The organism is Bacillus sp. PPSBB_11 (assembly GCF_038023285.1).
GTDB lineage: Bacteria > Bacillota > Bacilli > Bacillales > Bacillaceae > Bacillus > Bacillus altitudinis.
The window spans coordinates 1,618,231-1,640,438 of sequence record NZ_CP150633.1 but is presented as its reverse complement, the minus strand read 5'-3'; the positions used below and the strand labels follow the sequence as shown (position 1 = coordinate 1,640,438).

Sequence of the window (22,208 nt, the reverse complement as noted above, 5' to 3'; positions counted from 1 at the left end):
CTCTTAACGAAAAAAGCAGCTCAATTTTTATGAGCTTAAATAATATTTCCCCCTAAGAATATTTATCATAATAGCAACATGGAAATAGTATCTATCAATCAAAGTTCAGCTTAAATCTTTCAACTGCTAGTTCTATTGACACAAAAATACCCCTTTAGACAATTATATCTAAAGGGGTATCAAAAATCCGATTTTATTTAATACCTACTCCACCGTCACACTCTTCGCCAGGTTACGTGGTTTATCCACATCACACCCGCGGTGAAGGGCTGCGTAGTAAGCGATTAGCTGTAATGGGACAACAGATGCAAGTGGTGCAAGTGCTGGGTGTACAGCTGGAAGGACGAAACGGTCGCCTTCGTCTTCTAGGCCTTTTAGTGAGATGACACATGGGTTTGCGCCGCGTGCAACGACTTCTTTGACGTTACCGCGAATGCTGAGGTTTACGTGCTCTTGCGTTGCAAGGGCAATGACCGGTGTGCCTTCTTCAATTAAAGCAATGGTGCCGTGTTTCAGTTCTCCGCCAGCAAATCCTTCTGCTTGGATGTAAGAGATCTCTTTTAGTTTGAGTGAACCTTCAAGGCACACATAGTAATCAAGTCCTCTTCCGATAAAGAATGCGTTACGTGTCACTGTGAAGAAATCACGAGCGATTTGTTCCATTTCATCCTTTTGATCGACAAGGGCTTCCATTGCGTTTGCTACAATTCCAAGCTCTTTCACAAGGTCGAAGTCAAGAGATTGACCATTTAATTCAGCTGCAACGGATGCAAGGATCGCAAGAACAGCGATTTGCGCTGTGTAAGCCTTTGTTGAAGCCACTGCGATTTCTGGTCCTGCATGAAGAAGCAATGTGAAGTCTGCTTCACGAGAAAGCGTAGATCCTGGTACGTTTGTGATCGTTAATGCTTTATGAGCAAGCTCTTTGACTTGAACAAGTACAGCACGGCTGTCCGCAGTCTCTCCAGATTGAGAAAGGAAGATGAACAATGGCTTTTTCGATAGAAGCGGCATGTTGTAAGAGAATTCACTTGCTACATGGACTTCTACAGGTACTTTCGCCCAGTCTTCAATGTATTGTTTACCAACAAGTCCAGCATGGTAGCTCGTTCCACAAGCCACGATGTAAATGCGGTCTGCTTCTGCTACTGCGCTTGCGATATCGCCAGCGACTGACAACTTGCCGTTTTCGTCTTGATATTCTTGGATGATTTTGCGCATAACAAGCGGCTGCTCATCCGTTTCTTTTAACATGTAGTGAGGATATGTGCCTTTCTCAATGTCGCTTGCATCTAGCTCAGCGATATAAGAAGGACGTGTCATGATATCACCGTCAAGGTTTTTAATAATAACCTCGTCTTTAGTAACAATGACCATTTCTTTATCCATTAATTCCGCATATTCGTTTGTTACTTGAAGCATCGCCATTGCGTCAGAAGCCACAACGTTGAAATCTTCTCCGAAACCAACCAATAATGGGCTTTTGTTTTTCGCCACATAGATTGTTTCTTTGTTTTCGTTATCGAAAAGGGCAATTGCGTAAGAGCCTTTTAGTTGAAGAAGCGTTTGACGGAAAGCTTCCTCTGTATCAAGACCTCTATTCACAAATTGTTCGATGACTTGAACAACAACCTCTGTATCTGTGTCGCTTTTTAGTGTGACGTCTTGTAAATATTCGCGTGTCAATTGTACATAGTTCTCGATGACACCGTTATGAACAAGCGTAAAACGGCCAGAAGCACTTTGATGCGGATGCGCATTTAGATGGCTTGGTACACCGTGTGTTGCCCAGCGTGTATGTCCAATTCCTGCTGAAGATGCCACGTTTGCATCAACGACTTCACGAAGCTCAGCGATACGTCCTTTTTCTTTGAACACATGCACGCCATCTTCGTTTGCCACAGCGATACCTGCTGAGTCATACCCACGGTACTCAAGCTTCTCTAAACCTTTTAATAAGATTTCCTTCGCATCATTCTGACCAATATAACCTACGATTCCACACATAAATATTCTTCCTCCCGATCATGTGAAAGGGACAAAGAAAGCCTACTAAAATAGAAGGGACATTTCTTCGTCCCTCTCTACATGTTTATTTTGGGAGATCATGTGTATTCCCTTTGTACAAAGAGTCACCTCTTTGCTTTAAAGAAACACTTACGGCTGTGATCTCTATATTTGATCAGCCGGGAGGCATCCGCCGAAAAATTCGATAACCTCCATCCTCGTCAACTAAGCATCTGTCGTTCGATCGCTTAGTTCGGGCGCTATAATTATAAGAGTGGCTGAACATCTACCCTGCCTTTCCTGCTAGAATAAAAATCCAGTAACACAAGGATGATTGTACTATAAGGTCTGACCTCCGTCAATCACAATTTAGCGGGTGATCCCTTTCATGTGAGAAAGTGAGACCTCCCTACACTATATGCGATGAGGCTTGTCACGTTCTACCTTTGATGTGCTCTCTTATGTATGAAAGCAAGCAGCAAATTGCCCTCGCTTATATGATTCGTATAGAACTTTCCTCTTATGACGTTTATTCGAAAAAAAAAGCAAACCGCTACTTTGCGATTTGCTTTGATCAATTACTCAATACCCATTTCTTCTTTGACAACAGCCGTAATACGAGCCACGTATTCATCACACAGCTCTTTTGTTTTCGCCTCTGCCATGACACGTACAAGCGGTTCTGTTCCTGATGGACGAACAAGGATGCGTCCGTCACCGTTCATCTCTTTTTCAACCTCTTGGATCACAGCTTTTACTTTTTCATTTTCTTCCACTTTATATTTATCAGATACCTTCACATTCACTAGAAGCTGCGGAAATTTCTCCATTTCAGCTGCAAGCTCTGATAATGTTTTCCCTGTTGCTTTTAGTGTATTCACCAGCATGATCGCAGAAAGCATACCATCACCTGTCGTATTGTAATCAAGGAAAATCAAGTGGCCTGACTGCTCGCCTCCGACATTATAGCCATCCTTTTTCATCGCCTCGACCACATAGCGGTCACCAACAGCGGTTTGAATGCTCTTAATGCCTTGCTTCTCAAGCGCTTTATAGAAACCAAGGTTACTCATGACCGTTGACACGACCGTGTCATCCTTCAATCGGCCTTCACCCTTTAGATAACGTGCGCATATGTACATAATTTGATCGCCGTCTACAATATCACCTTTTTCATCGACTGCAATTAAGCGGTCGCCGTCGCCATCAAACGCAAGACCAATATCGGCTCCTTTTTCTTTCACAAAAGCAGAAAGTGCCTCTGGATGAGTAGAACCTACGCCATCGTTGATATTCAATCCGTTTGGTGATGTTCCCATTGTTGACACATCTGCATCTAAATCTGCAAATAAATGTGTTGCAAGAGAAGATGTTGCACCATGTGCACAATCAAGCGCTACGTGAATGCCTGTGAAATCCTCGTCCGCTGTCTGCTTCAAGAATTGCAAGTACTTCTGACCGCCTTCAAAGTAGTCATTCACGGTTCCAAGATCGGCTCCCACTGGACGTGGCAATTCATCAACTGGCTGATCCATTAGCTGCTCAATTTCATTTTCCTGTTCATCTGACAGTTTAAAACCATCACCACCGAAAAATTTAATTCCGTTGTCTTGAACTGGGTTATGCGAAGCTGAAATCATGACACCTGCTTCTGCATCCATTGCCTTCGTTAAATAAGACACACCAGGTGTTGAGATCACACCTAAACGCATGACTTCAGCCCCAATTGAAAGTAAGCCTGCTACGAGTGCTCCTTCTAACATATGACCAGATACACGCGTGTCTCGTCCAACGAGTACCTTTGGACGTTCTTTATCCTTCGTGAGCACATAGCCGCCAAATCTCCCAATTTTAAATGCGAGCTCTGGCGTTAATTCGCTATTAGCCACACCCCTTACACCATCAGTTCCAAAGTACTTGCCCATGTTTCAATCGCTCCTTTTTTACCATTCAAGAGGACGCTGCGTCCTCTTTGTTATCTTCTTTGACCCGCTGTCTTTGATTTGATTCTTTTTTTGCTTTATCTTGTGTAGATTCCTTTTGACTCTTCTCTTCCTGATCATCATCGGATGATTGATCTTTCCGATCATTCGTAGAAGCCGGCTGATCTTCTGTATCAGTAGAAGTCAGTTTCACTTTGACCTTCGATCTAGATAAAGTCCATGTCACATTTTGAGGGCCATTCACTTGTACTTTGACCTCATGTGTTCCTTCGTTTAAGTCCCCGACATTGATATAGGCTTCAATATCTGAAGCCTTTATTTTATCGATTGCACTCTTTGAACCTTTTGCTGTTAGTGTGAGACGCCCTGAAGACGGACTCACAAATGCAGAGCTAAGATCCTTGCTCAGACCCACGACAGAAATTGGGACATTATCGATCTTTTTTTCTTCAGCGGTTGCAACCTTCACTTTGATCTTAACAGTTTCAGGCGATACCTTTTTCACACCATCTGGCAGTGGAATGTCGGCATCAATCTCTGTATCATCTTTAATCTTGCTTAGGTCGAGCTTAACGCCGTCAATAAAATCAAGTGCATCCAGCACCTTTTGAGAACCGAAGACTGTCACCTCACTTGGGCTTGTCTCGATGCTTGAGATACTGATCCCATCTGGCAAGCTGCCCGTCCGCTCAATCTTAAACGGAACTTTCTTGCTTGGACTCGTAATCGGGACCGTAATATCTACCACAGACGGACTCACTTCAACCGGCAGCTCATTCCCACTGCTATCATACACAGTGAGCTTCGCTTCTTTCTCAATTTGCTGATCGACATCCTCTAAGTTCACAAATGCTTTAATGACAGAAATTTTGTCGATCACGTCTTTTGAGCCAGTAACCGTGACATTTTTCGGATTCACAATAGGCTGCTCTGGTGAATAGCCGTCTTTGATTTTATTTTGATTATAAAATTCCGTTTCAACAGGGAATTCAGCTGTCGTTTTTTCTTGTATCGTCACAGTCGTCACAGACGGATTAATCGTTAACGTGATTCCTTTCGATACATCTCTTGCCTTCAATTCGACTTTATGTGTACCTGTCGTCAGGTTTTGCATATCTGCGTAAATTTCAAAATTTTTCGTTTGTCTTGCTGTTTTCACAGCACTAGTTGATCCTTTAATCGTGACATTGACTGTCTGCGGCACACCAGTGACTACATACTTTTCGTCGTCATAATATGCTTTAACAGGAATGTCCGTTAAGGTTGCTTCGTCTGTTGTCGATGTTGGGAAAAAGGATTCACCGATTTTTTTCGGCGTGGGCGCTTGCGCTGAATTGACTGCACCATACAGCAATAAAGCGAAGACCAATGCAAGAAACTTAACGGCCCAGCGATTATTCAAAATCTTATCCATTTTTCTTGCCCCTCCAATACCATTTGGTCGAGGAAGCATCTTTGCTGTTCTTACTAAACTCAGCAATCAGCATTTCTTCAAGCGCTTCTTCTGTCAATTCTCGATGGAGATCACCATTTCTTGCGACACTAATGCCGCCTGTCTCCTCGGAGACGATGACGGTTAAACTGTCCGTTACTTCACTAATACCAACTGCCGCGCGGTGACGTGTACCGAGCTCCTTAGAGATAAAAGGACTTTCAGACAGCGGTAAATAACACGCTGCAGCTGCAATCTCATCACGCTTCATAATCACAGCGCCGTCATGAAGCGGTGTATTCGGAATGAAGATATTAATCAGCAGCTCAGAACTCACCTTTGCATTTAAAGGAATTCCGGTCTCTATGTAATCATTCATCCCAGTATCGCGCTCAATCGTTAACAGCGCGCCTATTCTTCGTTTTGCCATATAGTTAATTGCTTTTGTAATTGCCTCGATCGTTTTCTGCTGCTGTTCCTCTACAGGTGTTCCGCTTCTAGAGAAGAAACGGCCGCGCCCAAGCTGTTCAAGCGCTCTCCTTAGCTCTGGCTGAAAAATAATAATGATCGCAAGGAACCCCCACGTAATCGCTTGATCCATCAGCCATTGAAGTGTGTTAAGACCGAGATACGCACTCCCCATCCTGACGAGAACAATGACGACAATTCCCTTTAAAAGCTGAACCGCTTTTGTTCCGCGGATGACCATCATTAATTTATATATCACATACCAAACAACGAGAATATCAACAGCATTACCGAGGTACTGCAAAAAAGGAATATCCCCTAAAGCCATTTCCTCGTCCTCCAGAATTTTCAGTTATTCTTCGTTCGATTCATTTTTTATAAAAAAAGAGCCTATGTGTAAGTACATAGCGTGGCTATTATACCACATTTTGTTTCAGCAAGGAAAATAGTTGCCATATCTGGCTGGCATTCAAGTCTGTCCATCAATAGAAAAAGAGCAGTCCCCTTAGAGACTGCTCTCAAACTGTTTGATTTACTTTTGCTCCTCTGGACCAATGACCCGCATCACATCTTGTGCTGTAGATTTCATTTTGTACCAAACCCAATCAAACACTTCATTAATTTCATTGATTTGACCAGTGACTTGTCCGGCAGAAGCAGTCAGCTGTTCTCCATTGACGACTGTTACGTTTCCATCAACCTTGCCTTCTACAATCAGCTTGCCATTTTTCACAGTGACATCACCTTTGACGGTTTCCCCTTTAGGTACCGTCACTGTATCATTTTCAACCACGAGATTCGGCTGCTTTGACACACTGAAATTATGATCCGTATTCCAGCTTGTAAACAGACTGCCTCCCATCAATATGACAAAGAGGGCAGCGGCGACCATTAGCGGATGAGCTTTGATCCATCTTTGAATCGACACACGCTTTTTCTCCTTTGGAAGACCTGCCATCACCTTTGCAGTGAAATCAGATGGTGCTTCTATATGAGATGTACTCTGCACGAGCGCGATGGATTTCTCAATTTGTTGAAAATGAGTACGGCATTCCTCACACGATTGCAGATGGCTCTTTAATTCTTTTTCATCTTCGGGCTCTATGTCCCCGTCTAAATACTGATGCATAAGCAGGACGATTTTTTCCTGACAGCTCATCAAAATCACCTCACTCAAAGGTCTCTCAACTGTTTCCGGAGAGCCTCTCTACCCCTGTGTATTCTCGTTTTCACCGTACCAACTGGTATATTCAGAATCTCACTAATTTCTTTTAACGAGAGTTCATCAATATACTTTAATACGATGACCGAGCGATATTTATCGGGTAATCTTAAAATTTTTTGCTGAATGGTGCTCGATAATTCAAGCGACACCACCTCGTCCTCTGGCAAAATGCCGTCAGCCGCAATTTGAGAATACATATTCAGTCCTTCTGTCCCTGCCACCTCTGCATCTAAATAATAATCCGGCTTTTTTTTACGAATACGGTCGATGGTCAGGTTGGTTGCAATGCGGTACAGCCACGTGGAAAACTTACGATTCACATCAAAGCTCTCAATATTCACATAGGCACGAATAAACGCCTCCTGCGCAATATCTTCTGCTTCATGTGCATTCCCAAGCATACGGTAGCACAGCTGATAAATTTTGTCTTTATACAGGTCTACGATGTCTGCAAATGCGTTCTGGTCGCCTTTTTTCACTTGCTTAATTCTCTTTTTAATCATTGTTTCCATAGTATATTCAACCTCTGCCTTCACCGGTCTTTATGTATACGAACCTCGTTCCAAAAGGTTTCATTCTCCTCTAAAAAATAGTGTAACAAATTTTTGACAGCATGTTACGCTTATCAGCCGGTAAAAACCTTAACATATCCTTAAATTTCCCCAAAATTAAAAAAAGAACGGGAACAAGTCCCGCTCTATAATAGCTTTTCACCCATTAAAGAACCAATTAATGCAACTGCCGCTTCTGCTGTTTTATTTTTCTCATCTAATACCGGATTCACCTCAACAAACTCAGCAGAAGTCAAAATACCTGCTTCCTCTAAAAGCTCCATTGCAAGATGACTCTCTCTATAACTGATGCCGCCAGCAACCGGCGTTCCCACGCCAGGGCACTCCGCTGGATCAAGGCCGTCTAAATCAAGCGACAAATGAACACCATCTGTTCTTTCTTTTAAATACGCAATGGCTTCCTCCATTACTCTCGTCATCCCTAATCGATCGATTTCATGCATCGTATACACTTTAATGCCTTTTTCTCTAATCAATGCCCGCTCTCCTTCATCTAAAGAACGAGCACCAATCAAGATCACATTCTCAGGCTTTACTTTAGGGGTATAACCGCCAATATTGATTAGATCAGCATGCCCAAAGCCGAGACTGACAGCGAGCGGCATCCCATGAATATTTCCAGAAGGAGAAGTTTCCTCTGTATTTAAATCACCGTGCGCATCATACCAAATGACACCCAAATTTTCATAATGTTTGGCTACACCGGCTAGTGTACCAATTGCAATGCTGTGATCCCCGCCTAAAATCAGCGGAAACGAACCTGACTGCACAATACTGCTAACCTTTTCAGCAAGAAGCTGGTTTGCGCCAGCATTCTCCGTTAAGTTTTTCAGTTTTTCACTTGTATAGAGACCTTTCTCATCATCTCTTTGCTCAACGGGAATATCCCCTAAATCCTCGACATCAAATGAAAGCGATTCCAATTTTTCTTTTACACCAGCACAGCGAATGGCACTCGGCCCCATATCGACGCCCCTTCTCATTTGACCGAGATCCATCGGCACCCCAACAATCGTGACCTTCTTTTGATTTCCCATATGTACATCCCCTTTCCGTTCATGCTTATATTTTACTTTCTCGGTGCCTTCTGACTCAACTCAACAATATTTTGAATAGTTATACATTCCAATCGTCAAAATAAAAAAAGACACCTTTTTAAAAAAGGTGTCTTAACTGGGCTAGCTGGATTCGAACCAACGCATGACGGAGTCAAAGTCCGTTGCCTTACCGCTTGGCTATAGCCCAAAAATGGTGGAGGGGGGCGGATTCGAACCGCCGAACCCGGAGGGAGCGGATTTACAGTCCGCCGCGTTTAGCCACTTCGCTACCCCTCCACATATGGAATTGATAAAAGAAAAACAGTGCCGGCAAGAGGACTTGAACCCCCAACCTACTGATTACAAGTCAGTTGCTCTACCAGTTGAGCTACACCGGCATATGGTGGAGGATGACGGGCTCGAACCGCCGACCCTCTGCTTGTAAGGCAGATGCTCTCCCAGCTGAGCTAATCCTCCACATGATGGTGACCCGTACGGGATTCGAACCCGTGTTACCGCCGTGAAAGGGCGGTGTCTTAACCGCTTGACCAACGGGCCAGTTTGTCAAGTTTACTGTTTCCGTGAAGCTGACAAAAGTTATTATATACAGGTTGTCCCCCTTTTGTAAAGGGGATTTTTATTTTTTTTATTTTCTAACTATTCAACCCTCATCAGCACAACATTTCGACTGAAATATAATTTCAGTATTTAAATATAATATTGAAATTTCATGTCATACTCAATATACTGAAAATGAAGAAATAAGGAGGTATGTCACATGCAGCCATCTCAACTGCGTTCTTTGACAACAGAATCAAGAAACCCTAACACCATGAGAATTTCACAAGCAAGCCCGCTAGAAATACTCCAAATGATAAATGCGGAAGATATGAAGGTCGCTCAAGCCGTCAACCGTGTCCTTCCAGACGTAAAGACAGCAAGTGACTTTGCCTTTGAATCCATCTCGAATGGGGGTAGACTCATTTATCTAGGGGCTGGAACAAGCGGCAGAATTGGGGTAATGGATGCGGTCGAATGTCCGCCTACCTATAGCATTTCACCTGATGTCATCGTAGGCATCATGGCCGGTGGCGACTCTGCCTTTTCACATGCAGCAGAAGATGTGGAAGACAGCGAAGAAGCTGGTCAAAAAGATTTAGAACACATCCGCCTAACATCAAAAGATACGGTTGTCGGCATCGCGGCGAGCGGTAGAACACCCTATATCATTGGCGCTTTAAACTATGCTAGAACCATTGGAGCAAAAACAGTAGCCCTCAGCTGCAATGAACAAGCAGAGATTAGCGAACTAGCAGACTGCGCCATTGAAGTCGTCGTAGGACCAGAAGCCATCACTGGGTCAACACGAATGAAAGCCGCATCCGCTCATAAAATGATTTTAAATATGCTTTCCACCTCTGTCATGATCAGACAAGGCAAAGTATATGAAAACCTGATGGTAGATGTAAAAGTAAGCAATCATAAACTAAAAGAACGCGCCATCACCATCATTCAGCATGTGACCAATGCTCCCTACAAACAAGCCGTAAAAGCCCTTGAAGCAGCCGATTTAGAAGTTAAAACAGCCATCGTCATGCTCCAAACCAAAACAGATAAAAAGACAGCCAAAGACCTGCTCAACAAAGCAGATGGTCACATCGACAAAGCCATCTTACGTCATCAATCTTAAAGGAGGAAACTCATGTCAGCAGGCGGACTCACCCTACTACACACAATGAAATCAAAGCTTCCCCAATCTGAAAAAATCATTGCAGACTATATCCTTGCCCATCCTGACAAAGTCATTAAAAGCACAGTGCATGAAATCAGTCAGGCTGCCGGTGCAAGCAGCTCTGCCGTCATCCGCCTCTGTAAGTCTCTCGGGCTGGATGGCTATCACGATTTGAAAATGCGGATCGCTGGAGACTTAATGCACACTGATAAACAAGGCTACCGGGATATCGAACAAGATGAACCACTTCAATCCATTATTCAAAAGACAGCAGGAAACACCATTCAATCGATCAAAGATACAGCCTCTATTTTAAATGTAGAAGCTTTAGAAAAAGCTGTTCAACTGCTGTTGAATGCAAACCAAATCCATTTTATCGGTGTGGGTGCATCTGGCATCGTCGCAGCTGATGCCCAGCAGAAATTTCTCAGAATCAATTATGCAGCCACAGCCTTCACTGACATGCACATCGCATCTACGGTCATCGCAAATGCTGGAAAGAATGACATTGTGTTCGGTATATCCTTCTCAGGAGAAACATTAGACATCATCCAAGCCCTTCAGCTCGCAAAAGAAAATGAAGTAAAAACCATTGCTTTAACGCATCCAGGGCATACAAGCGTTTCTGCATTGTGTGATGTCCATCTATCAACGTCCGGTTCCAATGAAGCACCTTTTCGCAGTGCTGCCACTTCCTCTAGAATGGCACAGCTCTATTTAATCGATGTCTTGTTCCTCAGTTTAGCCTCCCGTCAATATGAACAGACAGCACAATATATTGACAAAACAAGGCATGCCATCCGCTCCATGAAACGAAAAACAAAGGGGGATTCAACATGAGTCATCAAAAAAAATATCAGCAGTTGGCGAAAGAAATCCTTTCACTCTGTGGTGGTTCTGAAAACATCTCTTCCCACACACATTGTATGACACGTCTCCGAATTACACCCATTGATCGTGAAAAAGTGCAAACCACCGCGATCAAAGAACTCGATGGCGTCATTGGCGTCGTCGAAGCGGAAACACTGCAAATCATTTTAGGCACAGGTGTTGTCAACCAAGTATCAAGTGCATTTGAACAGCTGCTCAATGCCTCAGGTTCATATGACTTAAACAACGAAGCACAGAAAAACAAACAAGCCATTTCACAAAAGAACCGCACACCATTCAAGCTGTTCTTACGGCGGATCGCCAGCATTTTCATTCCCATTATTCCAGCACTCGTTGCATCGGGTCTTATAACGGGTATTACAAAAGCGGTCGTGCAAGCAGGCTGGCTCGATGAAAAATCTCAAGCTGCAATTATCCTAACCGTTATAGGCTCAGGCTTGTTTGCTTATCTCGGTATATTAGTCGGAACAAACGCCGCAAAAGAATTTGGTGGCTCTCCTGCATTAGGCGCATTAGCAGGTATTCTCATCATTAACCCAGCTGCCGCTGATATTATGTTATTTGGCACTAATATTCTACCAGGCAGAGGCGGACTTATCGGTGTTCTTCTTGCAGCTATTTTTATGGCACTTGTTGAGACCCGAATCAGACGCTTCGTCCCGCAGTCACTCGATATCATCGTCACACCAACCATCACACTACTCATTACAGGCATTTTCACGTACGTTATCTTCATGCCAGTCGGCGGATTTATATCTGATGCCATCACCTCTGGACTTACTTATTTATTAAACATTGGCGGTATTTTTGCCGGATTTGTTCTTGGTGCGACCTTCCTTCCTCTTGTTGTCACTGGACTTCACCAAGGCCTAACACCTATTCATATGGAACTGATTAATTCAATTGGAGATGACCCGCTTCTGCCAATCCTCGCTATGGGAGGCGCAGGACAGGTCGGTGCTGCTTTTGCCATTTATATGAAAACAAAAAAGAAAAAGCTGAAAAGAGCCATTGCAGGCGGACTTCCTTCAGGAATGCTTGGAATTGGAGAACCGCTCATTTTCGGTGTCACACTCCCGCTCGGAAGACCCTTCCTCACTGCTTGTCTCGGCGCAGGAATCGGCGGAGCATTTCAAGCCTATTTCCAAATCGCCACTAAAGCAATCGGGGTATCAGGTCTCCCATTAACCTTTATCGTTCACACACATCAAATGCTACTTTACTTAATAGGACTCTTTATTGCATATGTCGCTGGATTTATCTTCACATACTTATTTGGATTTCATGATGATATGGCTGTTGAATTCGAGGAAAATAAGCAATAGGAGGTCTAGCTCTTGAAGAAATATTTTCTCATCATCACAAGTCTGTTCATGCTCCTAGGGTTACCAGTACAAACATTTGCAACTAGCTCCCATCCTGTATCGTCTTTGTCTAAAACAGCACCTGAAGAATATCCCGTCTTAAAAAAAGCAAAACGACCGGAACAAGTAGGTTTTTCTTCTAGGCAGCTTAGGAAGGTTGATCACATGATTCAAAACGATATCAAAGCAGGGTTTCCAGGGGCAGCACTCATCATTATCAAGGATGGTCAGATCGTCCATCAAAAAGCCTATGGCTACAGACAAAAATATAAAGGGACAACAGAACTCAAATTCTATAAGAAAATGAAAAAGAGCACACTGTTCGATTTGGCATCCAATACAAAAATGTATGCCACCAACTATGCCCTGCAAAAGCTAGTATATGAACAAAAACTAGATGTAAATGAAAAAATACAAACCATCCTGCCCGACTTTCAAGATGAACCAGATGCAAAGGTAACCGGCAAATATCAGCTTCGAGTCAAGGATCTTCTCACCCATTCTGCCGGACTGCCTTCCAGTGTTTTATTTTATAGCAAAGAGCAAGCGGGCTCTTTTTTCTCTCAAGATAGACAAACAACCATGAAATGGCTGCCAAAGGTACCTCTGCAATACAAGCCAGGCACTCAGCATATTTATAGTGATATTGATTACATGCTGTTAGGCATGATCATTGAGAAAAAAACCGGTATGCCACTTGATCAATATGTAGAGTCGATGATTTATCGACCGCTTGGTCTCAAACAGACCATGTTCAATCCGCTGAAAAAGGGATTCAAGCCAAAGCATTTTGCAGCAACCGAGCGTCTAGGCAATACAAGAGATGGTGTCATTGATTTTGAAAACATTCGCAGGTATACCTTGCTAGGTGAAGTCCACGATGAGAAAGCCTATTACTCAATGGCAGGTGTCTCCGGACATGCTGGACTTTTCTCTAATACATCAGATATGGCCGTACTGCTTCAGCTGATGCTCAATAAAGGAGGCTATGGGAAAACAACCATCTTTGACCAAGCTTCTATCGATCTCTTTACGGAATCATCAGACACGAACCCAACTTACGGGCTAGGCTGGCGGAAAAACGGCAATACTGACATGGAATGGATGTTTGGGAAATACGCAAGTAAAGAAGCGTACGGACACACAGGCTGGACAGGAACGATGACACTGATTGATCCAAAACACAATCTAGGCGTCGTCTTGCTAACAAATAAAAAACATTCACCCGTCGTTTCACCTGAAGTCAACCCAAATCAATTTGAAGGTGACCTTTTCCCAACTGGTACTTATGGAAGCATCATGACCGCAATCTACGAATCTTTTAAGTAAAAGGAGGAATTTGATGTTAAAAGCTCTGTTCCCCGCTGCACTCGTTTTGGCCCTGCTCACCTCTTCCATTCCAACGGAAAAGGTGAGCTCCGCCCCTCTCCCAACTGCCAAACAAATGGTTCAGGACATGTCCTTGGATGAAAAAATTGGCCAAATGCTCATGCCAGACTTTCGCAATTGGCAAGCAGAAGGTGAATCCGCTCCTACAGGCTTCACAAAAATGAATAAAGAAGTTTCTCACCTTGTAGAGAAATATCATTTAGGCGGTGTCATCTTATTTGCAGAAAATGTCGTTGATACGAAACAAACCGTCAAACTCACACATGAATTTCAACAAGCATCACCCAACATTCCTTTACTCATTTCCATTGATCAAGAAGGCGGAATCGTCACAAGACTACAAAAGGGAACACATTTCCCAGGAAATATGTCGATTGGTGCCTCTCGAAGTAAGAAAAATGCTTATGACACTGGAAAAATCATCGGCAAAGAATTAAACGCTCTAGGTATCAATACAAATTTCTCTCCTGTTCTTGATGTAAATAATAACCCGAATAACCCCGTCATCGGTGTCCGTTCCTTTAGCTCTGACCCTGAACTTGTCACAAGACTTGGTCTGCAAACCATGAAAGGACTTCAAAAGGAAAAGACCATTTCCACATTAAAGCATTTCCCGGGACATGGTGATACAGCTGTTGATAGTCACTACGGTCTTCCGCTTGTCGAACATGATCTAGATCGTCTTAAAAAGGTGGAGCTGTATCCATTTCAACAAGCAATCAACGCAGGGGCAGATATGGTCATGACTGCTCATGTTCAATTCCCAGCCATTGATGACACAACGTATAAAAGCAAAAAAGATGGCGAGGACATTATGGTTCCAGCAACCTTATCAAAAAAAGTCATCACAAATTTATTAAAAGAAGACATGGGCTTTCAAGGAGTGGTTGTAACAGACGCCCTCAATATGAAAGCGATTGCAGATAACTTCGGACAGGAAGAAGCTGTGGTAATGGCTATTAAAGCAGGCGTCGACATTGCCCTCATGCCAGCACCTGTCACGTCCTTAAAGACAGAAAAAAACCTAGAGAATGTGTTCAATGCTTTAAAAAGAGCAGTTCTCACAAAAGAAATTCCGATATCTCAGATCAATCAATCTGTCGAAAAAATCCTTCAATTAAAGATCAAACGCGGCATCATTTCCGCCAATAAATCAGTAAGCCTTGAGAAGAAAATCAAAAAAGCCACACAGCTCGTTGGTCAAAAGTCGCACCGAAAAGCAGAACAAAAAATGGCACGTGAAGGAATCACTCTCCTTAAAAACAACGACAAAACCTTGCCTTTTAAGCCTAAAAAGAATGACAAAATCGTACTCATGGCACCGTACGAAGATCAAACAAAAGCAATGTCCGTCACAATTGAATCACTAATCAAACAAAAAAAGATCAAACCTGTGCGTATCCAATCATACGCATTTGCAGATAAGAGCTTCTCCAAAGAAACAGCCAAACTCATTCAAGATGCTGACTATGTCATTACCGGCTCTTACGTTGTCCAAAATGACCCGGCTGTGAATGATGGCGTCATTGATGACGGTGTACAGGATCCGAAAAAATGGGCAACGGCCTTCCCTCGTGCTGTCATGAAAGAAGCAGCAGCACAAAACAAAAAATTGGTCATCATGAGTCTCCGAAACCCTTATGATGCGGCAAATTTTGAAGAAGCCGATGCCTTACTAGCTGTGTACGGTTTTAAAGGGTACTCAAACGGACAATTCAATCAACCGAATATTCCTGCGGGACTAGAAGTGATTTTTGGAGCGGCCTCACCTAAAGGGAAATTACCCGTCGCTATCCCATCAGTCACTCATCCTAATCAAACCCTTTACCCATTTGGCTATGGACTCAATTTAAAAGGAAAACAGATCAAATAGGAGGGATTCTCTTGAAAAAGACAGCAAGCTTGATACTCGCTAGCATTCTCATGATCAGCACATTGACCGCCGCCTCCCCCGCAGATTCAGAACGAACAGATACAAAAGGAAAAAAAGCAACAGTCAAAACAGGTATCGAAACATTACTCTCAAGTAACCTCTCTTGGCTTAAAGGGAAAAAAGTAGGGCTTATTACGAATCCTACAGGCATTGATGCAAACATGAAAAGCAGTGTCGATCTGCTATTTGAACACCCCAATATTAAACTGACTGCCTTGTATGGGCCTGAACATGGCGTCCGTGGTGATGCACAAGCAGGAGAAGGCGTCGAATCGTATACTGACGAAAAAACAGGCCTGCCTGTTTACTCTCTTTATGGAAAAACAAGAAAGCCAACTCCTGAAATGCTCAAAAATGTAGATGTCCTGCTATTTGATATTCAAGACGTTGGTACTCGTTATTACACCTATATTTACACGATGGCGTATGCAATGGAAGCAGCTAAGGAAAACAACATTCCATTTGTTGTCTTAGATCGTCCAAACCCAATAGGCGGGCTAAAAGTAGAAGGACCTGTATTAGAGCCAGAACACGCCTCTTTTGTAGGTCTCTATCCCATCCCATTAAGACATGGGATGACGACTGGAGAACTTGCATACATGTTTAACAAAGAGTTTCATATCAACGCTGATGTAAAAGTGATCAAAATGAAACATTGGAAACGATCCATGACGTTCGATGACACGAAGCTGCCATTCGTCCTCCCTTCACCTAACATGCCAACCGTTGACAGTACCTTTGTTTACCCAGCAACAGGATTAATCGAAGGCACAAACGTTTCTGAAGGCAGAGGAACAACAAAACCGTTCGAACTCATTGGCGCTCCATATATCAATAGCAATGAGATAGCAGACCATTTAAATGGGTTAAAACTAAAAGGCGTTCAATTTAGACCTGTCTCATTTACCCCTACCTTTTCAAAACATGCTGGGACTTTGTCTCACGGGGTACAGCTTTATGTCACAGACCGAAAATCATTCGAAGCAGTCAAAACAGGTCTATCCATCATCAAAGCAATTCATGACTTGTATCCTAATGACTTTCAATTCCTACAAACAGGCAGCTTTGATAAACTCATCGGGAATAGCTGGATCAAAGAAGAAATCAATAAAGGCACTTCCATCAAACACATCATGAAACAATACCACCATGACATAAAGACATTCGAAAAGAAACGGAAGAAATACCTCATCTATTAATTGCAAAAAAGCCTCCACCTTAAAGGATGGAGGTTTTTTCATGATAAAGACTTAGTCACAGCAGGTACTTTCAGCTCGAAACGATGAAGTAAAAAGCCAAACAAGGCTGCAAGCACTTGCTGAAACAGCATGCCAATCACAACAGGAACAGCAACAGCAGGCGGGAAAAAGCTAATGGCAAGCACAGCACCCGCGCTAATGTTCCGCATACCGCCCGTATACACAATCGCCACAATTTCTCCTTGGGTACATTTCATCGCCTTTCCAATCAACCACGCAAACGCATACCCACTCATCGCAATGAAAAAGACAGTCGCTGCTTTGCTAAAAAACGCCGCATCCAGTTCACGCAAATATGGGGCGACAACAGAACTGTTAATCGATACGACAACAAACAAGCCTAATTTTGAAAAAGGAGCCAAGGTCTGACTCATTGCTTTTGTCACCGATGGCTTTGCATACTGACGAACGAGCATCCCTAATATAGATGGAAGCACCACCATACCAAACAGCCCCTTCATGATCGCCGCCATGTCCATATGGACCTGTGTACCAACGAAGATTGACAAGCTTACTGGCACAATCAATGGCGAAAGCAATGTATCAATTAATATGATAGATAACGTTAACCCCACATTCCCTTTATACATTGCCGCCCATATTAAACTAGACACACCTGTCGGAATCACCATCGCAAGCGTCAAACCGGTGATCGTCATAGCATCACCTGCAAATATCAAATGCCCCGCCGACCATGCATAAAGGGGCATCAGCACATGCAAAATCATAAACGATAAAATCAAAGGCAATGGATGCATCACCGTATGTTTTAAAGCTGAAAAAGTAGATGACAAGCTCCCTGAAAATGTCATCACAGCAAACACCCAAGGCACCAAAAAGGTGAAATCTTTTAAATACGCCGCCAATAATACACCAAGTAGCACGCTGACAGGCGTAATGAGCGGCATCATCCGGCCGAGCACCTGATTCAAACGGACAAGCATGCCGGCCACCTCCATCCTTCACTTTCTTCCTTGTTCTATTGTAACAAACAGAACAGTCTCTTTAAGATCCGATCACTTGTTTCATAAGTTTTTGACTAGACGTATCCATTCCAACTACGTCCACTTCTACACCAGCTGTACGATATTTTCCCTTCACACGTTCAATTGCGGCCACACCTGATTCGTCCCATATACGCGCTTCAGACAAATCAATCACAACCGTGTTCAGGTCGTTTCCATGATGGAAGGCTTGAATCAATTCAGTCACGGAAGCAAAGAAAATTTGACCCTTAATTCGGTAAACCCATGTACCAGCTTGGCTTTCTGTAGAGGTAATATGCAGTTTTGATATTTTAGCCACAAAGAATACGGCACTAAGCAGCACCCCTGCAAAAACACCCTTGGATAAATCATGAGTGAACACCACCGTCACGACCGTGACAAGCATCACAAGAGAATCTGTTTTTGGGTTCTTTTTCAGCTGCTGGAATGAACTCCAATCAAAGGTACCAATAGAAACCATGATCATGACAGCAACAAGAGCAGCCATTGGAATTTGAACAACCACATCACCAAGCACAAAAATCAATACCATTAAAAATGCACCAGCCACAAAGGTAGAAAGCCGGCCTCGTCCCCCTGCCTTTGTATTAATCACAGATTGACCAATCATCGCACAGCCAGCCATACAGCCAAAAAATCCTGCCACCACATTGGCAATTCCTTGGCCTCTCGCTTCCTTATTTTTACGACTAGACGTTTCCGTCATATCATCTACAATTTGTGCTGTTAATAAAGATTCAAGTAAACCAACCATCGCAAGTGCTAAGGAATAAGGAAAAATGATAGCAAGTGTTTCCCAGCTAAACGGTACATTGGGAATAAGAAAAGTTGGCAAAGAGCTAGGAAGCTCTCCCATGTCTCCAACCGTTCTGACATCAATATGCCCAAATACAGCAATCATCGTCATCACAATAATTGCAATAAGTGGAGAGGGAATAACTTTTGTGACCATCGGCAATACATAAATGATCAACAATGCTCCACCTGTCATGACATACATAGCCATGGATTCCCCAACGAAATGCGGCAGCTGTGCCATGAAGATCATAATTGCCAATGCATTAACAAAACCAACCATCACAGACCTCGGAATAAATTTCATCAGACGAGAAACACGACACATTCCAAACACAATTTGAATCAGGCCTGTTAAAATCGTAGCCGCAAACAAGTACTGCAATCCATGATCGGCTACCAAATTAACCATAACCAGAGCCATAGCCCCTGTAGCGGCCGAAATCATACCTGGCCGTCCACCAACAAACGAAATGACAATGGCAATACAAAACGAAGCATACAACCCAATCTTTGGATCAACGCCCGCAATAATCGAAAACGCAATCGCCTCAGGAATTAAAGCCAGAGCCACTAAAATACCCGCCAGCACATCCTGACGCACATATCCAAACCATTCTTGCTTTACAAATAAATCTTTCAAACCATCTACTCCTTTTTATATACATACCGTACAAGGAAAAAGAAGGCGAATAAAACCCGGAGATACAGAAAGGAACAAACAATAACCATTCAATTTCGGGGAAAAAGAGGAACGTACAGAGTCTTTTGTTAGAGAGGATTATCTTCACTTTAGTAAGAATATAAGAAAGGAACTAAGGAATCAAGCACAAAAAGAAGGAATGTATAGAAAATTGATACAAGGCTTACTTACCAATCGATTTATTCCATTCATGAGTCTATTGTCTATTTGTCACTGAGCATGTCCAACATTTAAAACAAACAACAAAAGCCCCTATATAAAAGGGGCTTTTGGTTGATTAACGTAATAATTGAAGTACATTTTGCGGCTGTTGATTCGCTTGTGCAAGCATAGCTTGAGACGCTTGAGAAAGAATGTTGTTCTTTGTGAACTCACTCATTTCTTTCGCCATGTCAACGTCACGAATACGAGACTCAGCAGCAGTTAAGTTTTCAGCAGATGCACCCAAGTTGTTAATCGTGTGCTCTAGACGGTTTTGCACTGCACCAAGTTTTCCACGTTGAGCAGATACTTGGTTAATAGCTGCATCAACAATACTTAGTTGAGTATCAAAACCAACGTCAGTAGCATCTGCTGCATTATCAGCAAACTTTCTTACATCGATGTCTTTAATCGCTTGATTCGCTACAATTCCATTAGCACCTTTCACTCCCAATGCATCTGTACTCATTTTATCAATATGAACTGAGATTTGTTGAGTTGCATTAGCACCGATTTGGAACACTAAAGCATTACCACTTGCTGGAACTGCAGGTGTACCTGTATCTGGATCATCTGGATCTGTCGGCGGAATTGCTGGTGTTCCTGGGGTTCCTTTAAACGAACCATCTAATAATTTTTTACCGTTAAACTCTGTACGATTTGAAATTCCATCTACTTCTTCTTGTAAAGCTTTAATTTCATCTTGGATAGATTGAAGGTCAGACTCTTTATCCTGTGTACCAGTATTTCCAGCTTGAACGACTAGTTCACGAACACGTTGAAGGATTGAGTGAGTTTCAGTCAATGCCCCCTCAGCTGTTTGGATAAGAGAGATACCGTCCTGTGCGTTTTTTGATGCCATTTCTAATCCGCGGATTTGTCCACGCATTTTTTCAGAGATTGCAAGACCTGCTGCGTCATCTCCTGCACGGTTGATTTTAAGACCAGAAGAAAGCTTCTCCATGTTCTTTTGGCTCGCACCGTTGTTAGCAGATAAACGGTTCAGTGTGTTAAGTGCCGCGATATTGTGGTTAATTCTCATTTCCTATTACCTCCATGTAATTTTTTTCGAGCTTGTCTACAAAGTCCATTTAGATGAGAAGCTCTTCCTTAGAATTTCCGATTTCTAAGGCATGTGTACAGTAATAATGCAGATCACCTTTTGGCTCTCTAACTTTACTACTATCTGCAACACCAGTTATGGCAATAATCATGAAAACTCCTTCTATTAATACTCACCATAACAATGAGTAGCGTGTTACCTACTATAGACAGACCTACCACATATTTTAGTTTGTGGAAATTGTTTATTTCACAAATTCGACACATTTAAAATGCATAAAAGGAAGATGAAATTCTATCAACTACATTTTCAGGAGGAGAAACATAATTAGTGTAAAATTGTGTGGAAACAATACTTTTTCATATACCTAGAATCACTCGATAAAGTAACAGAGAAAAGAAAAAGGATTTTGAGATAAGGATTCACTTCAAAAAAAGAACGTTGAAAAATAACATCAAAAAAGCCCCTGTTCTCTATGATCAGAGGCTTTACCTTTTTCACTTTTTCAATGCTTTTTGAAGAGCTGCTTTTATCTTCGAACCGTTCCATCTTTTATGTGGCACAACGTTGACCAATGGAATGCCTTGCTCTGTCATCAACTAGACGAATTAGCATTGTACGTTCTCAACTACCTTTTTATATTTAAATAAATAGTGGGAGCGATTCGCAAAAAAGCACGATATAAGAAAATTCATTTGCATGATATGCGTCACACTCATGCTACTATGCTAATAAATCAAATCGGCAAAATATCTGGGTTTAATATCAAATCTGTCTATCATCGTTTAGGTTATGCAGAAGCTATATCAAACTTATTGCAAATTCGATAATGCGTCCCCATTGCGTCCCCCAGCAATTAAAAAAGACATAAAAAAAAGCCTTCTCATCATCGAGAAACCTTGTCAGAACAATATTTAGAGGAAAGCTTCCAAGCGGGCTCGAACCGCTGACCTCTTCCTTACCATGGAAGTGCTCTACCTACTGAGCTATGGAAGCATGGCTCCGCAGGTAGGACTCGAACCTACGACCGATCGGTTAACAGCCGATAGCTCTACCACTGAGCTACTGCGGAATGGATAAAGTAACTTCTTCCATTGGAAGGATATAAACAAAAAGCTTGGCGGCGTCCTACTCTCACAGGGGGAAACCCCCAACTACCATCGGCGCTGAAGAGCTTAACTTCCGTG

17 protein-coding genes and 7 tRNA genes are annotated in these 22,208 nt (G+C 42.7%); 6 read left to right on the top strand and 18 right to left on the bottom strand.

Features of this window, described 5'->3' with window-relative positions; translation table 11 throughout:
* Positions 1–204: 204 nt before the first annotated feature.
* The 12 genes from glmS to V7L95_RS08165 form a co-directional block, all read right to left on the bottom strand.
* Positions 205–2,007: a glutamine--fructose-6-phosphate transaminase (isomerizing) gene (gene glmS / locus V7L95_RS08220; RefSeq protein ID WP_340968787.1), complete on the bottom strand. Its 1,803-nt coding sequence runs from the start codon at positions 2,005–2,007 to the stop codon at positions 205–207.
* A 578-nt stretch (positions 2,008–2,585) separates the two neighbouring features.
* Positions 2,586–3,932 (bottom strand): phosphoglucosamine mutase, encoded by a 1,347-nt coding sequence (glmM, locus tag V7L95_RS08215; RefSeq protein WP_007498543.1) that lies wholly within the window; start codon positions 3,930–3,932, stop codon positions 2,586–2,588.
* Between the two features lie 25 nt (positions 3,933–3,957).
* Positions 3,958–5,364 (bottom strand): YbbR-like domain-containing protein, encoded by a 1,407-nt coding sequence (locus V7L95_RS08210; RefSeq protein WP_058214086.1) that lies wholly within the window; start codon positions 5,362–5,364, stop codon positions 3,958–3,960.
* Complete coding sequence (gene cdaA, locus V7L95_RS08205; protein ID WP_008344027.1) at positions 5,357–6,178, bottom strand: diadenylate cyclase CdaA; 822 nt, start codon at positions 6,176–6,178, stop codon at positions 5,357–5,359. The genes V7L95_RS08210 and cdaA overlap by 8 nt, the downstream gene beginning before the upstream one ends.
* Positions 6,179–6,382: 204 nt before the next feature.
* The gene (gene rsiW, locus V7L95_RS08200) at positions 6,383–7,009 is read right to left on the bottom strand and encodes an anti-sigma-W factor RsiW (protein WP_008344028.1); all 627 of its coding nucleotides are present in this window, start codon (positions 7,007–7,009) and stop codon (positions 6,383–6,385) included.
* A gap of 14 nt (positions 7,010–7,023) precedes the next feature.
* Positions 7,024–7,587 (bottom strand): RNA polymerase sigma factor SigW, encoded by a 564-nt coding sequence (sigW, locus tag V7L95_RS08195; RefSeq protein ID WP_007498553.1) that lies wholly within the window; start codon positions 7,585–7,587, stop codon positions 7,024–7,026.
* Between the two features lie 185 nt (positions 7,588–7,772).
* On the bottom strand, positions 7,773–8,684 hold the full coding sequence (rocF, locus tag V7L95_RS08190) for an arginase (RefSeq protein WP_017358877.1): 912 nt from the start codon (positions 8,682–8,684) through the stop codon (positions 7,773–7,775).
* Positions 8,685–8,820: 136 nt separating this feature from the next.
* Positions 8,821–8,892 (bottom strand) — tRNA-Gln (locus tag V7L95_RS08185).
* Positions 8,893–8,896: 4 nt separating this feature from the next.
* Positions 8,897–8,981 (bottom strand) — tRNA-Tyr (locus V7L95_RS08180).
* A gap of 28 nt (positions 8,982–9,009) precedes the next feature.
* A tRNA-Thr gene (locus tag V7L95_RS08175) sits at positions 9,010–9,082 on the bottom strand.
* Positions 9,083–9,085: 3 nt separating this feature from the next.
* Positions 9,086–9,161, bottom strand: a tRNA-Val gene (locus V7L95_RS08170).
* A 6-nt stretch (positions 9,162–9,167) separates the two neighbouring features.
* A tRNA-Glu gene (locus V7L95_RS08165) sits at positions 9,168–9,242 on the bottom strand.
* Positions 9,243–9,462: 220 nt separating this feature from the next.
* Here V7L95_RS08165 and murQ point away from each other — a divergent pair.
* Genes murQ through V7L95_RS08135 form a run of 6 tightly spaced genes read left to right on the top strand, consistent with a single transcriptional unit; the run spans position 9,463 to position 17,192 of the window.
* Complete coding sequence (gene murQ / locus V7L95_RS08160) at positions 9,463–10,374, top strand: N-acetylmuramic acid 6-phosphate etherase (protein ID WP_340968780.1); 912 nt, start codon at positions 9,463–9,465, stop codon at positions 10,372–10,374.
* Between the two features lie 12 nt (positions 10,375–10,386).
* Entirely contained in the window at positions 10,387–11,256 is an 870-nt protein-coding gene (locus V7L95_RS08155; protein ID WP_007498558.1) for a MurR/RpiR family transcriptional regulator, read from the top strand.
* Positions 11,253–12,632, top strand: coding sequence for a PTS transporter subunit EIIC (locus V7L95_RS08150; protein ID WP_008344031.1), 1,380 nt, complete (start codon positions 11,253–11,255; stop codon positions 12,630–12,632). Before V7L95_RS08155 ends, V7L95_RS08150 begins: the two co-directional genes overlap by 4 nt.
* A 12-nt stretch (positions 12,633–12,644) precedes the next feature.
* The gene (gene pbp4b, locus V7L95_RS08145; protein ID WP_212339560.1) at positions 12,645–14,000 is read left to right on the top strand and encodes a penicillin binding protein PBP4B; all 1,356 of its coding nucleotides are present in this window, start codon (positions 12,645–12,647) and stop codon (positions 13,998–14,000) included.
* Positions 14,001–14,013: 13 nt separating this feature from the next.
* The gene (locus V7L95_RS08140) at positions 14,014–15,933 is read left to right on the top strand and encodes a glycoside hydrolase family 3 protein (RefSeq protein WP_340968770.1); all 1,920 of its coding nucleotides are present in this window, start codon (positions 14,014–14,016) and stop codon (positions 15,931–15,933) included.
* Positions 15,934–15,944: 11 nt separating this feature from the next.
* The gene (locus V7L95_RS08135; RefSeq protein WP_017366472.1) at positions 15,945–17,192 is read left to right on the top strand and encodes a DUF1343 domain-containing protein; all 1,248 of its coding nucleotides are present in this window, start codon (positions 15,945–15,947) and stop codon (positions 17,190–17,192) included.
* Between the two features lie 38 nt (positions 17,193–17,230).
* On the opposite strand, the gene V7L95_RS08130 is transcribed toward V7L95_RS08135, so the two are convergent.
* The 6 genes from V7L95_RS08130 to V7L95_RS08105 all read right to left on the bottom strand — a co-directional run bounded on the left by V7L95_RS08130 (position 17,231) and on the right by V7L95_RS08105 (position 22,093).
* Positions 17,231–18,196 (bottom strand): bile acid:sodium symporter family protein, encoded by a 966-nt coding sequence (locus V7L95_RS08130; RefSeq protein WP_024719110.1) that lies wholly within the window; start codon positions 18,194–18,196, stop codon positions 17,231–17,233.
* Positions 18,197–18,257: 61 nt separating this feature from the next.
* Entirely contained in the window at positions 18,258–19,697 is a 1,440-nt protein-coding gene (locus V7L95_RS08125; RefSeq protein ID WP_340968763.1) for a SulP family inorganic anion transporter, read from the bottom strand.
* A 337-nt stretch (positions 19,698–20,034) separates the two neighbouring features.
* Positions 20,035–21,000 carry a flagellin Hag gene (gene hag / locus V7L95_RS08120; RefSeq protein ID WP_017358869.1) on the bottom strand — a complete coding sequence of 322 codons (966 nt, stop codon included), beginning with the start codon at positions 20,998–21,000 and terminating at the stop codon, positions 20,035–20,037.
* A 49-nt stretch (positions 21,001–21,049) separates the two neighbouring features.
* Positions 21,050–21,172: a hypothetical protein gene (locus V7L95_RS08115; RefSeq protein WP_017358868.1), complete on the bottom strand. Its 123-nt coding sequence runs from the start codon at positions 21,170–21,172 to the stop codon at positions 21,050–21,052.
* Between the two features lie 772 nt (positions 21,173–21,944).
* Positions 21,945–22,017 (bottom strand) — tRNA-Thr (locus tag V7L95_RS08110).
* A gap of 1 nt (position 22,018) precedes the next feature.
* Positions 22,019–22,093, bottom strand: a tRNA-Asn gene (locus tag V7L95_RS08105).
* Positions 22,094–22,208: the final 115 nt, after the last annotated feature.

Bases quoted from the DNA above. Each gene is read 5' to 3' on its own strand.
- glmS (WP_340968787.1), bottom strand. From the start codon at position 2,007: ATGTGTGGAATCGTAGGTTATATTGGTCAGAATGATGCGAAGGAAATC.
- glmM (WP_007498543.1), bottom strand. From the start codon at position 3,932: ATGGGCAAGTACTTTGGAACTGATGGTGTAAGGGGTGTGGCTAATAGC.
- V7L95_RS08210 (WP_058214086.1), bottom strand. From the start codon at position 5,364: ATGGATAAGATTTTGAATAATCGCTGGGCCGTTAAGTTTCTTGCATTG.
- cdaA (WP_008344027.1), bottom strand. From the start codon at position 6,178: ATGGCTTTAGGGGATATTCCTTTTTTGCAGTACCTCGGTAATGCTGTT.
- rsiW (WP_008344028.1), bottom strand. From the start codon at position 7,009: ATGAGCTGTCAGGAAAAAATCGTCCTGCTTATGCATCAGTATTTAGAC.
- sigW (WP_007498553.1), bottom strand. From the start codon at position 7,587: ATGGAAACAATGATTAAAAAGAGAATTAAGCAAGTGAAAAAAGGCGAC.
- rocF (WP_017358877.1), bottom strand. From the start codon at position 8,684: ATGGGAAATCAAAAGAAGGTCACGATTGTTGGGGTGCCGATGGATCTC.
- murQ (WP_340968780.1), top strand. From the start codon at position 9,463: ATGCAGCCATCTCAACTGCGTTCTTTGACAACAGAATCAAGAAACCCT.
- V7L95_RS08155 (WP_007498558.1), top strand. From the start codon at position 10,387: ATGTCAGCAGGCGGACTCACCCTACTACACACAATGAAATCAAAGCTT.
- V7L95_RS08150 (WP_008344031.1), top strand. From the start codon at position 11,253: ATGAGTCATCAAAAAAAATATCAGCAGTTGGCGAAAGAAATCCTTTCA.
- V7L95_RS08140 (WP_340968770.1), top strand. From the start codon at position 14,014: ATGTTAAAAGCTCTGTTCCCCGCTGCACTCGTTTTGGCCCTGCTCACC.
- V7L95_RS08130 (WP_024719110.1), bottom strand. From the start codon at position 18,196: ATGCTTGTCCGTTTGAATCAGGTGCTCGGCCGGATGATGCCGCTCATT.
- hag (WP_017358869.1), bottom strand. From the start codon at position 21,000: ATGAGAATTAACCACAATATCGCGGCACTTAACACACTGAACCGTTTA.
- V7L95_RS08115 (WP_017358868.1), bottom strand. From the start codon at position 21,172: ATGATTATTGCCATAACTGGTGTTGCAGATAGTAGTAAAGTTAGAGAG.